The organism is Enterobacter sp. CCUG 70166, from assembly GCF_020224095.1.
Taxonomy (GTDB): Bacteria; Pseudomonadota; Gammaproteobacteria; order Enterobacterales; family Enterobacteriaceae; genus Enterobacter; species Enterobacter intestinihominis.
Map to the genome: position 1 here is coordinate 301868 of NZ_NRIQ01000036.1, position 12777 is coordinate 314644.

Genomic DNA, 12777 nt, shown 5'->3' on the forward strand with positions numbered 1-12777 from the left:
GTGAGGTTAAAGGTTAAAATCGCCGCGAACAGCACGCCGATAAAATCGCATTCATCCTATGACCCACGCCGCTGGCGCGTAATTATCTCTTCGTATAGTTAACCTAAGGTATAGTTATACTTTGGTATACCTATCCTATTGTATAACTGGATCTTTCCCAAAACCGGTTCCCATAATCCTGACCATTCCCCTCTCAGTCTGGAGCAGTTATGGTTACCCTCGGTAAAGCCGATCTCATTCTGGTTAACGGCCAGTTTCACACCGTCGATCGCGAGAACCCTCTCGCGGAAGCCGTTGCCGTGCGCGACGGGAAATTCCTGGAAGTGGGCACCGTCGCCGAGGTGATGCAACACCACTGCGACGGCACTAAGATGGTCGACTTAAAAGGCCACACCGCCATCCCCGGCCTGAACGACTCGCACCTGCACCTGATCCGCGGCGGGCTGAACTACAACCTCGAGCTGCGCTGGGAAGGCGTACCGTCCCTGGCAGATGCCCTGCGCATGCTGAAAGAGCAGGCCCTGCGCACGCCGTCGCCCCAGTGGGTGCGCGTGGTGGGGGGCTGGAGCGAGTTCCAGTTTGCCGAGCGCCGTATGCCGACGCTGGATGAGATCAACGACGCCGCGCCGGATACGCCGGTGTTTATCCTTCACCTGTACGACCGCGCCCTGCTCAACCGCGCCGCGCTGAAGGTGGTCGGCTACACCAGGGACACGCCGAACCCGCCGGGCGGCGAGATCCAGCGCGACGCCAACGGCAACCCGACCGGGATGCTGATCGCCCGTCCTAACGCCATGATCCTGTACTCAACCCTCGCCAAAGGGCCGAAGCTGCCGCTGGAGCAGCAGGTCAACTCCACGCGCCAGTTCATGCGCGAGCTGAACCGCCTGGGGCTGACCAGTGCCATCGACGCGGGCGGCGGCTTCCAGAACTACCCGGAAGATTACGAGGTGATTGCCGAGCTGCACGAGAAAAAGCAGATGACCATCCGCATCGCCTACAACCTGTTTACCCAGCGTCCGGGCCACGAGCTGGAAGATTTTGAAAAATGGACCGACATGCTCACGCCGGGCCAGGGCAGCGACTTCTTCCGCCACAACGGCGCGGGCGAGATGCTGGTCTTCTCCGCCGCCGATTTTGAAGACTTCCTCGAGCCGCGCCCGGATCTCGCGCCGGGCATGGAGGACGAGCTGGAGCGCGTGGTGCGCCATCTGGTCGAACACCGCTGGCCGTTCCGCCTGCACGCCACCTATAACGAATCCATCAGCCGCATGCTGGACGTGTTCGAGAAGGTGAACCGCGACATTCCGTTCAACGGGCTGCACTGGTTCTTCGACCACGCCGAAACCGTGTCACAGGCCAACATCGACCGCATCAAAGAACTGGGCGGCGGCATTGCCGTGCAGCACCGCATGGCCTTCCAGGGGGAATACTTCGCCGAGCGTTACGGCATCGAAGCCACCCGCCACACGCCGCCGGTGGCGAAAATGCTGGAGACCGGCGTGCCGGTGGGCTTAGGCACCGACGCCACCCGCGTGGCGAGCTATAACCCGTGGACCGCGCTCTACTGGCTGGTCTCCGGCCGCACCGTTGGCGGGATGCAGATGTACGATCACAGCGCCCGTCTGGATCGCGATACCGCCCTGATGCTCTGGACCCAGGGCAGCGCGTGGTTCTCCAGCGAGCAGAACCAGAAGGGGCAGATCAAAACGGGCCAGCTCGCGGATCTGGCGGTGCTCAGCAAAGATTACTTCCGCGTGCCGGAAGAGGAGATCAAGGGCATCGAGTCCGTCCTCACCGTGGTCAACGGCGATATCGTCTACGCCGCTGGCAGCTTTGGCCCGCTCGCGCCGCCCGCCATTCCGGTCCTGCCCGAGTGGTCCCCGGTGGTGAAGGTGCCGGGCCACTACCGCAGCGCGCCGCCGCAGGCCGCACGCGTCGGCATGAGCGCCGTCCACCACTGCAGCGGCCCGTGCGGGGTTCATAGCCACCAGCATGATTTCGCCCGCACGTCAGAGATGCCGGTGTCCGACGATAACGCTTTCTGGGGGGCGCTGGGCTGCAGCTGCTTTGCATTCTGATGAAACATAATGACGCTTCGCCCCGGATCGATCCGGGGCTGTTCTTCCTGCGCCTGACCGGCAGCCTGCTGCTGCTTTACGTGCACGGCCTGCCGAAGGTGCTCCACTTCAGCGAAGAGCTGACGCGCATCGAAGATCCGTTTGGTTTCGGACCTTACGCGAGCCTGATCCCGGCGATCGTCGCCGAGGTCATCTGCCCGCTGTTTATCATTGCAGGGGTTTACACCCGCCTGGCGTGCCTGCCGATTATCGCCGTACTGCTGGTGGCGATGCTGGCGGTGCACCCGGACTGGTCGATTGCCGAAGGGCAGTTTGGCTGGCTGCTGCTGATTATCTTCACCACCCTCGCCCTCACCGGACCGGGCCAGTGGCGGCTGCAGCGTAAGACGACGGAGAGGTTCGCATGACCCAGGTTAACGACGTTCGCGACGCACACGTCGAGACGACGCCCGCATCGGCGGCTTCGCCCTGGCAGCCGCTGAGCCAGCCGGTGTTCCGCATGCTGTGGATCGCCACGGTGGTCTCTAACGTCGGCTCATGGATGAGCGACGTCGGCATCAACTGGAGCATGCTGACGCTCAGCGCCGATCCGCTGGATATCGCGCTGGTGCAGGCGGCCAGTAGCCTGCCGATGTTCCTCTTCGCCCTGCCGTCCGGGGTGATGGCGGACATCGTTGACCGACGAAAATACCTGCTCTTCTCCCAGCTATGGGTATTCATCGCCGCTGCCGGGCTGACGCTGCTCTCTTTTACCGGATACGTCACCCCTACCGTTCTGCTGGCGGCAACGTTTCTGCTGAGCGTGGGCGCGGCCATGAGTTCGCCGCCGTTTCAGGCGATTGTGCCTGACCTGGTGAGCAAGCCCGAGCTGGGTTCCGCCGTGGCGCTTAACTCGCTCGGGGTCAACATCAGCCGGGCGATTGGCCCGGCGCTGGGCGGTTTCCTGCTGTCGCTGGCCGGGCCGTGGATGGTGTTTGCGCTTAACGCGCTATCCGTGGTCGGCGTGGCGTGGGTGCTGTGGCGCTGGCGTCCGGCGCCTTCCGTGCAGCGGCTGCCGCCGGAGCACTTCTTCTCGGCGGTGCGGTCCGGCATTCGCTACGTGCACGCCGCCCCGGTGCTGCGCAACGTGCTGGTGCGTACCGTGGCGTTCTTCGTTTTCGGCAGCGCGGGCTGGGCGTTACTGCCGCTAGTGGCGCGCCGCGAGCTGGGCTTAGGCCCGGCGGGCTACGGCGTGATGTTGGCGTGTATCGGCCTGGGGGCGATTGCCGGGGCGATCCTGCTGCCGCGCCTGCGCCAGCGGCTGAATGCCGATCGGCTGATGGTGGCCGCCAGCCTGACGTTTGCCCTCACCATGCTGGCGCTGGCGTTCGTGCGCCACGTCTGGCTGCTGAACCTGTTTGAGTTTTTTACCGGCTTCGCGTGGATTGCGGTGCTCTCCACCCTCAACCTTGGCGCACAGCGCAGCGCCGCCCGCTGGGTAAAAGCCCGGGCGCTGGCTGTGTATCTGACGGTGTTCTTCGGCTCGATGACCGCAGGCAGCGCCGTCTGGGGGCAAATCGCCTCGCAGTTCGGCACCCCGACCTCGCTGGTGGTTGCCACGCTGGGGATGGTGCTGGCAAGCGCGACGGCGTTCCGCTGGAAGCTGGAGAAAGATCCGAATTTAAATCTCGACCTGAGCGGGCAGCCGCTGGACGGCGTGGAGATTGAACTCCCGAACGAGCGCGGCCCGGTGCTGGTGTCGCACGAGTACATCATCGACCCACAGAACGCGAAAGCGTTTTTGCAGGCCGTGCACGAGCTACGCCGGGTGCGCCGCCGCGCCGGAGCGATGAGCTGGGCGGTGTACGAGGATATCGAACGTCCAGGGCTGTTTATCGAGACCTTCCTGATGGGTTCCTGGATTGAGCATTTGCGCCAGCAGGAACGCCACACCATGAATGACCTCCTGTTGCAGAGCCGCGTTCTGGCTTTTCATCAGAGCACAACATCACCGGCAATTCGCTATCTGGTCGCGCCGGTATAACCATAACAATCACCTGCACAGGAACACACTATGGCACTGTTTAAGGCAAAAGACGGCACGCAGATTTACTACAAAGACTGCGGCGCGGGCAAACCGATCCTCTTCAGCCACGGCTGGCCGTTGGACGGCGACATGTGGGACAGCCAGCTGAACTACCTGGCCGAGCGCGGCTTCCGCGCCATCGCCTTTGACCGTCGCGGCTTTGGGCGTTCGGATCAGCCGTGGAACGGCTATGACTACGACACCTTTGCGTCCGACATTAACGACCTGATTACTACCCTGGATCTGCGCGACGTAACGCTGGTGGGCTTCTCCATGGGCGGCGGCGACGTGACCCGCTACATCAACAACTACGGCAGCGCGCGCGTGGCTGGTCTGGCGCTGCTGGGCGCGGTCACTCCAATCTTCGGTAAATCGGATACCTTCCCGCAGGGTGTGGATCAGAGCGTGTTCGACGGCATCCGTGACGGACTGCGTAAAGATCGCGCCCAGTTCATCAGCGACTTCGCCACCCCGTTCTACGGCACCAACGCCGGGCAGACCGTTTCCGCGGGTGCCCTGACGCAGACGCTGAACATCGCCCTGCTGGCGTCCCTGAAGGGCACCATCGATTGCGTGACCGCCTTCGCCGAAACCGACTTCCGTCCGGATATGGCGAAAATCGACGTGCCGACGCTGGTGATCCACGGCAGCAACGACCAGATCGTGCCGTTTGAAAGCACCGGCAAGCTGGCGGCGGAGATGATCAAAAACGCCACGCTGAAGGTGTACGACAACGCGCCGCACGGCTTCGCGCTGACCCACCAGGATCAGCTCAACGAAGATCTGCTGGCGTTTGTGAAGTCGCTGTAAGTCTGAGGGCTGACGCCAACGGCGACAGCCCCCTTTTCACCTCAACCCACCTGAACAAGCAGTGACACCATTCAGATTAATCCTATAAAATACTGACCTTTACCGCCTTTACCCGACTTCCGGAGTTTGTGATGGTTCAGGATCGCACCGCGTTAGCCCCCTTCTTTAATGAGCATATCAATAACAACAGCCGATACAGCCCTAAATGGGGGCCAGCCTATCACCAGATGGTCAAACGCGTAGCGACAGAGCGACCCGAGTTTCGTGATCAAAGCCTTATCAAGGCACTTTGGTATGAACGCTCCAACGGCGTCGCCAGCATTAAACAGGGTGGAATGTCGCAGAACGAATACAATGCGGCCCAGATTCACCTGCGGGAAATCACAACCCTGATGGCACAGGGCTGCACCCCGGCCGTATATGAAAAGGTGGTCAACAAGCTACAGGCGCTTAAGGCCAAATCCATTCTCAAGAAACAGTACTGGGCGTTGTGTCACCGGGCTTTTGCCACGCTGTACCCTGAGCGGGTTTCGAACGTGGTAAATACCAAAATGTTTTCCCGCATTTATAACTACTGTAATAACCGCTTCGGGCTTGGGCTCGCCGGGAAAGGGACGTGGTTTGAAAAAAACCTGGAGCTGAAGGCGGCGCTGAACCGCGAGCTGGGCGGCCATGTAGACCCTGTCGAACTCAATATGTCGCTGTGGCATCTCTACACGCATTTCATCAAAGATAAGAGTGATATCGGCCTGGTAGGTAGCGAGTCCTGGGCCGAAGACGACGATCAGGATACGGATGAGAGCGTGGCGGATGTTCCACTGAACGTCATTCTCTATGGCCCTCCGGGGACGGGTAAAACCTATTCCACCGTTGAGCATGCCGTCCGCGCCTGTGAACCCGCTGAGTATTCCCGCCTGCTGGATGGCCTTCAGGGCAGTGATTACCGGAACGCACTTAAAGCGCTTTATGACCGGCTGGTCTCCGAACAGCGCATCCGCTTTGTCACTTTCCACCAAAGCTTTGGTTATGAAGAGTTTATTGAAGGGCTACGCGCCGATACCACCCGTGACGGTAACGTTCGCTATGACATTAAATCCGGCGTCTTTAAGCAAATCTGTGAGGATGCGGCGTTTGGTTACGCAGGTGAACAGCTGGCGCTGAACGAGGCGCTATCAAAGTTTCAAAAAGAACTGCTGAATGGCGAAGCCGCCACGCTCAAAACGACATCAGGTAAACCGTTCGGCGTCACCTATAAAAGTGAAACGAACTTCGGCATCTTCCCTTTAAACAGCAAAAAAGGGGATCTGGGGAATGGATACAACGCCTACGTGAAGGACATCAAAGCCTGGTATCAGAACAACGGGATTGATATCCACAACGAGTCGTATGTCCGGGGTATCCTCAACTATCTTCATGATAATTATAATCTTCCCGTCACACCGAAAAAAAATGCACCGGCAAAACGCCAGAACTACGTGCTGATTGTTGACGAGATTAACCGTGGCAATATCTCCAAAATTTTCGGAGAGCTCATCACCTTAATTGAGAAATCCAAGCGCATGGGTGAACCCGAGGCCCTGAGCGTGACGCTACCCTATTCGGGCGAAAAATTCAGCGTGCCAAACAACCTGTTCCTGGTCGGCACCATGAATACCGCGGACCGTTCCCTGACCGCTCTGGACACCGCCCTGCGCCGCCGCTTCGAGTTTAAGGCCATGCTGCCGAAAGCCTCCATTCTGGAAGGCCACGTCATCAAAGGTATCGATCTCAAACGGCTACTGCAGATGCTCAATGAACGCATTGAGGCGCTGTACGATAGCGAGCACACGCTCGGGCACGCTTTTTTCATACCGGTAATTGAGACGGAGGACGATGACATTGCTTTCGCCCGTCTGCAGCGGGTGATGAAAAATAAAGTACTGCCGCTGCTGGAGGAGTACTTTTACAACGACTGGCAGAAAATTCGTCTGGTCCTTGGAGATAACCAGAAGCAGGATCCCGCCCTGTGCTTCATCCGTTCGATCAAAAACGAGGGAAATATTCAGCGGCTGTTTGGAACGGATGCATCGGACGATCTGCAGGAAGAGGGAGAGCGCTATCACCTTGCAGGCGAAGACGATCCTGTCTGGAATAATGCCATCGCCTGGCGTCAGATTTACGATGCAGGTGCGCGAGGCGCGGAGAACGACGAATGACCGGGCGGCGGCAGTGGTCCACCTTTGAATACGGTTATTTGGTCAGTAAAAAGGACAGCGGCCGGGTTAAGGACGCAGTGGAGCTTCCTCCGGCCTGTTTTGCGTGGCTGGAGCAATGCTGCCTGAACGACGATGCGGAATACGACGCGCGCCTGCTGACGCTGAAAACGGTCGGGCGCGTGAAGGTGCTGCAGGTGAAAAACTATGTCGGCGTCATTGCGCTGCCGGGAGGAGCGTTCATCGAGGTGTTGCCAAAGACCGGCCATGATAACGCCCGCGAACAGCTGATGATGATGCTGCGCACGCTGAAAACCTTCCGGCACATCGCCACAACCTCCGCCAGTATCAAAACCTCGCGCATGCCGCTGATGGATATCTTTATTCATCAATTTATCCAGAGCGTCCAGGCGGTCCTGCTGCAGGGTCTTAAGCGTGACTACCTTCGCCAGCAGGAGAATCTACCGTGGATGAAGGGAAAACTGCGGGTTTCAGCACAACTGTCGACAAATAGCGTTCGCCGGGATCGCTTTCAGGTGGAGTATGACGAGTACAGTGTTGACCGACCGGAGAACCGCATTCTCAAAACGGCCATCGATACGGTTTCGCGCCTGACCCGCAACCCTCAGCTCATCCAGCAGCTTCGCCCCTTGCAGTCGGCCTTCGAAGGTATTCCTCCCGTTGTTGATACCGCTCACGCGTTCGATCTGGTTCGCCTCGACAGGCATATGCATCACTATGAACAGGCGCTGGAGTGGGCCAAATTGATCCTACACGGGGAGTCACCACTTTGTATGCAGGGTCATGCTGATGCCATATCGCTGCTCTTTCCAATGGAAGCGGTATTTGAATCCTTTGTTGCGGTGTGGATGAGGCATCATCATCATCAACGTTACCAAATTGATACCCAAGCAAAAACACACACTCTGGCTCGCTATCACACCAGGTATATGTTTAGACTCAAGCCGGATATCTGGCTTCGCCCGTATGACACGTCGAAACATTCTTCAATTATTTGCGATACGAAATGGAAAAAGATTAAGCCTCATAAACCTGGCTTTAACATTTCGCAAAGCGATCTTTACCAGATGCTGGCCTACGGAACGAAATATCTCGATAGCCGCGGCGATATGATCCTGATCTACCCGCAGCATGACGGTTTTAGCGATGCGCTTCCCCATCCCTTCGAACTTCATAAGCCGGACAGCCATGCGCTACGTTTGTGGATCGTCCCTTTTACCATCGGAACCAGTATTCAGAGCTCGATACTCCACCTCCCCGAGTCCCTGAAGCTGCGGAATTAGAAGCAGACGCCTGCAAAGCAGGCGTCTGAAGCGATTAATTGACCGATACCGGGCGGGTCAACGCCTCATCCACGATGCCATTCTGCTCGCTCCCCCGCCTGCGTTCTGCCAGCAGCCGACACACTTCCGCATGCTTCTCCTCGGTAAAGGTAAAGCGCGACATAAAGCCCATGCGGATCAGCGACCCAATCGCCGGTAACAAACAAATGCCGAAGAACAGCCCCGACAGCACGCTGTCGCTCTGTGACTGCGCCTGCGGCACATAGTTGATCATCGTCAGAAACACGCCGATTAACCCGCCGCCCACCGCCACCGACATCTTGCCGGTAAAGGTCTGCCCGGAGAAGGTGATCGCTGCGCAGCGCTTGTGGGTGTGGTATTCCGCGTACTCGATGGTGTCGGCAATCATCGACGAGGTGAGGATGTTGGTCATCATCACGAACAGCGTGCTCAGGCCGAGCAGGATAAACAGCAGCGCCGTGTGCTGATAGCCCGTGAACCACATCACCACGCGCACCGCCACGTCCAGCCCGCAGAGGATCATAAACAGCTTCCGCTTCTGCATCCGGCGCGTCAGCAGCGGGGCGACCAGGCACAGCACCGCCGCCACTATCCCCATCACGCCAATTGCCATTTGCAGGCTGCCGTCGCCCATGTTGTTGATAAAGAAGTAGATATAGAGTCCGCCCGCCACGTTATGGAACACGCAGAAAAAGAACGACAGCAGGACGATAAACAGCGGCTTGTTCTGGCGCAGGTTGTGGAAGGTGTCGCGCATCGTCACCTTTTCCGGGCTGGGCGGGACGCGCTCTTTGATCTGCATAAAGCCGTTGAGCATCAGCGGCAGGCCCACCAGCATCATCACCAGCGCCGCCATAAAGTAGCCTTTATCGTTGCTGTACTGGGCGAAGAACGCCGCCAGCTTCGGGAAGAAGATATTGGCGCAGGCAATCCCGGCGTTCACCCCGAGCATCGCCGCCGTTACCGCGCGGGTGCGCTGGCCGGAGTCGTTGGTCATCACCGACGACATCGACCAGAACGGGATATCGGAGATGGCGTACAGCGTCCCCCACAGGATATACGTCACCCCGGCGTAGAGGATTTTGGTGGTCATGTCCGCTTCGATTTTATAGAACGCCAGCAGGGTGACGCCGGTAATCAGCAGCGGCGCAATCAGTAAAAAGTGGCGAAACTTGCCAAACCGGCTATTAATGGTGTCCATAATGCTGGCAAACAGCGGATCGTGAACCGCGTCCCACGCGCGGGCAATCAGGAAGATGGTACTTGCCGCCAGCGCCGAGATCCCCAGCACGTCGGTGTAAAAATAGTTTATAAACGAACCCACTAAACCAAAGCTAAAACACTGACCTAAACCATAGCCAAAGTAGGACCATAACTCGCGAGACGGTATTTTCATTGTCATTGCCATAGTGCGTACCTGGTTGCCCGGCGACAGCGCGCCGGGTCGTTATTATTAGCCCTGCGGATCCGGGGCGATATTGCGCAGCTTCTTCATCAGCGCGATTTCAGCGCGTGAAAACGGGATACCGTTCTCCTCGAACACGTCGTGGAACCACAGGCGGCAGTAGTCCGTGGACTCCTTCATCACCACCGGCCACGGCAGCCAGGTCTGGGTTTTACCGCGCACCAGCCCCCACTGATACGGCGCGACCTTTGCCATGTACATCAGCGGGAGCTGCTCTTCGATGGTGCCGCCCACGTGACGCGCCAGCCATTCGGTGCAGAAGATTGGGCGGCCCAGCGCCTGAAGTTGCTGGATAATCGCCGTCATGCGCCCGGTATTGGTGTAGGCGTGATAGCTCACCACGTCCGACAGTTCCAGCGCGGTCTGGTCCAGCGGGTGCTGATAAAACGTCTCGCCCTCCTCTTCCGCCGGCAGACGCCACGCGCAGACGGTAAGCGGCTGGGTCGGATCTTCCTCACGCACCCAGCGGAACGCCAGCTTCATCAACTCGTGCGCGCAGGTCTCCAGCTTCTCGTCGTACAACACCTCTTCCGTGCCCGTCGCGAAAATGCCGCGGTTTCCCGGCTCGTTATACAGATCCCACAGCAATACGCGCTTATCCTCGCGGAACTGGCGCACAACGTCGCGGATATAGCGCTCAATCTGTGGCCAGCAGTCTCGATCGCACACCTTGTCGCGCCCCGGGCTCGCCGCCGCCTGGCTGTTGTGTTTGCCCGGTACGGGCGGCTTTTGCGGGCCGAGGTACGGCTCGTCGCCGGAGAAACCGCAGTCGTCCATCAGGGTCAGCATGGTGCTGAACCCGTTGTCGTCGGCAATCGTCAAAAAGCGGTCGATGCGCGCCATCAGCCCGTCACGGTCGTGCTCCCAGACGATGAACGGCAGGTTGATGCGCAGGGTGTTATAGCCCGCGTCCGCCGCCCAGCCCAGCTCGCGGTCGATAGTGGCGGGATCGAAGGTCTCTTCCTGCCAGATATCGGTCCAGTTCACCGCTGTCGACGGCAGATAGTTGAACCCGCACAGCCAGCCTTTTTGCTGATACCACGCCTGTGCCTGTTCTTTACTCCACTGCTCTTTCATTACGCATCCTCTTGCTGATAATGTTTAGCTAATAAATATTAGCTGCGGGATAAATGCGCAAATCGCGGTGCAAAGAAAAGCGACGCCTCTCACAAAGTTCACGCTTCGATGAATGAGAAACGTGATCGGCGGCGCTAAAGCGTGCGGTTAGGGTATGATGCAAATTCGCGAAAGGGAGAGGACGGATGAAGCGAAAAACGAAAGTGACGATGAACGATATTGCGCGGGCGGCGGGCGTGTCGCAGGCGACGGTATCGCTGGTGCTTAACCAGTCCCGCAACATCAAGCTCAGCGACGACACCCGCCAGCGGGTGATTAGCGTCGCTACCGAGCTCGGCTACGACCGTCTTCCTGCCATTCACGCTCCGCGCAACCAGGAGGAGATCGCCCTGCTGGTCAGCTCGTTGCAGAGCTTCGACCCGTTTATCGACGCCATCAGCCAGGCGCGGGAAGGGGCGTGGCGCAACGAAACGTTGCTCACCGTCTACGACTACGGCGACGACGTGGAGCTGGCCCTGAACATCATCCGCCAGCTGGACAAGCGCAACTGCATCGGGATTATTCTTGCCTCTCCGGTCACGAACGTCGTCGATATGACGCCATTTCAGGACTGTACCCGCATCCCGCTGGTGCTGCTCAACCAGCGCGACCCCGGCTCGCCGCTGCTGCCGTCATTTATCCCGGACGACTACGCCAACGCTTTCCAGGTGACTAAACACCTCATCGCCTGCGGCGCCAGCCGTATCGCCCACATCACCGGCGAGAGCTGGATGGAGGCCTCGCGCCAGCGTCTGGCGGGCTACCAGGCGGCATTGAAGCAGGCCGGTTTAACGTGTGACGAGAGCCTGGTGCGCCAGACCAACTGGCAGTTCAGCGAGTCCTTTACCGCCACCACGTCCCTGCTGGAACTGACCGAACGCCCGGACGCCATTTTCTGTGCCAGCGACTGGCTGGCGATTGGCTGCTACCAGGCGCTGGCGGTGAATGGCGTGCGTATCCCGCAGGACATGCTGCTGGCGGGCTACGACGACCAGAAGATTTCCGAACAGCTCACCCCACCGCTGACCAGTATCCAGTTGCCCTACAGCGAGCTGGGACGGCTGGCGGTGGAGTACCTGTGCAATCAGGAAGATGCCGCCACGCACGTGACGCTGGCGGGCAGGCTGAAGGTGCGCGCCTCAAGCCCCGTCTGAAGTAAATACCATGCCCGCATAGGGCTTCTCGCGACACGCCGCCAGCCGAGCGGCGAGGCTGCCCACGTGCAGCTCCAGCTTGTGCCCGTCCGGGTCGAGAAAATAGAACGACGCCCCCTCGCTTTTGTTCTGCTTCCAGACGGTGACGCCCGCCTGCTCCAGCCTTTCCGAGAGCGGTTCAAAATCCTCTTCCGCCACGGTAAACGCGTAGTGGGTGTAGTCGCTCTCCTGCGGCGGCACGTACTGGCGCGCCTCGTCGTACGACAGGCAGACCCACAGATCGCCGCAGGTGAGATAGGCCCCGGTATTCCAGCGGGCGTGCAGCGCAAGCCCCAGCAGCTCGTGCCAGAAGGTGACGCTTTTTTGCAGGTCGCTGACCGCGAGGGTCAAATGATTGAGAGATTGCAGCATGACGTGCCCTTTTGTTTTTCGCGCCGGACGTGGTACGGTAAAGAGATGAACATAAACCACGCCGTGCTCACCGTAAACCGCTGGTGGCTGCCTTCTTAAAGGCGGCACGGAGTAGTTTTTCCCATTTTCAGATAGCCGCCGAAATGAAGTGAACCCCA

General features: G+C 59.1%; 10 protein-coding genes. 7 read left to right on the plus strand and 3 right to left on the minus strand.

The window, feature by feature from the left end; genetic code table 11:
* The first annotated feature begins 209 nt into the window (after positions 1-209).
* From CKK19_RS16915 to CKK19_RS16940, 6 genes are all read left to right on the plus strand, one after another.
* Positions 210-2081, plus strand: a complete 1872-nt coding sequence (locus tag CKK19_RS16915; RefSeq protein WP_022646921.1) for an amidohydrolase — start codon at positions 210-212, stop codon at positions 2079-2081.
* Positions 2081-2488: a DoxX family protein gene (locus CKK19_RS16920; protein ID WP_032625334.1), complete on the plus strand. Its 408-nt coding sequence runs from the start codon at positions 2081-2083 to the stop codon at positions 2486-2488. The genes CKK19_RS16915 and CKK19_RS16920 overlap by 1 nt, the downstream gene beginning before the upstream one ends.
* Positions 2485-4104, plus strand: a complete 1620-nt coding sequence (locus CKK19_RS16925; protein ID WP_063854189.1) for an MFS transporter — start codon at positions 2485-2487, stop codon at positions 4102-4104. Before CKK19_RS16920 ends, CKK19_RS16925 begins: the two co-directional genes overlap by 4 nt.
* Positions 4105-4134: 30 nt before the next feature.
* Positions 4135-4956, plus strand: coding sequence for an alpha/beta fold hydrolase (locus tag CKK19_RS16930; protein WP_023305378.1), 822 nt, complete (start codon positions 4135-4137; stop codon positions 4954-4956).
* 131 nt (positions 4957-5087) lie between these two features.
* Positions 5088-7151, plus strand: a complete 2064-nt coding sequence (locus tag CKK19_RS16935; protein WP_045259561.1) for an McrB family protein — start codon at positions 5088-5090, stop codon at positions 7149-7151.
* Positions 7148-8452 carry an McrC family protein gene (locus CKK19_RS16940; RefSeq protein WP_063854190.1) on the plus strand — a complete coding sequence of 435 codons (1305 nt, stop codon included), beginning with the start codon at positions 7148-7150 and terminating at the stop codon, positions 8450-8452. The genes CKK19_RS16935 and CKK19_RS16940 overlap by 4 nt, the downstream gene beginning before the upstream one ends.
* A 34-nt stretch (positions 8453-8486) precedes the next feature.
* On the opposite strand, the gene CKK19_RS16945 is transcribed toward CKK19_RS16940, so the two are convergent.
* Positions 8487-9881 carry an MFS transporter gene (locus CKK19_RS16945; RefSeq protein WP_063854191.1) on the minus strand — a complete coding sequence of 465 codons (1395 nt, stop codon included), beginning with the start codon at positions 9879-9881 and terminating at the stop codon, positions 8487-8489.
* 45 nt (positions 9882-9926) lie between these two features.
* Positions 9927-11015, minus strand: coding sequence for a cellulase family glycosylhydrolase (locus tag CKK19_RS16950; protein ID WP_048965576.1), 1089 nt, complete (start codon positions 11013-11015; stop codon positions 9927-9929).
* 185 nt (positions 11016-11200) lie between these two features.
* Between CKK19_RS16950 and CKK19_RS16955 the strand changes: the two genes are divergently transcribed.
* Positions 11201-12208, plus strand: a complete 1008-nt coding sequence (locus CKK19_RS16955; protein ID WP_063854192.1) for a LacI family DNA-binding transcriptional regulator — start codon at positions 11201-11203, stop codon at positions 12206-12208.
* Here CKK19_RS16955 and fosA read toward each other — a convergent pair.
* Complete coding sequence (fosA, locus tag CKK19_RS16960; RefSeq protein WP_063854193.1) at positions 12194-12619, minus strand: FosA/FosA2 family fosfomycin resistance glutathione transferase; 426 nt, start codon at positions 12617-12619, stop codon at positions 12194-12196. The two genes, CKK19_RS16955 and fosA, sit on opposite strands and share 15 nt — an antisense overlap.
* Between the last annotated feature and the right edge of the window lie 158 nt (positions 12620-12777).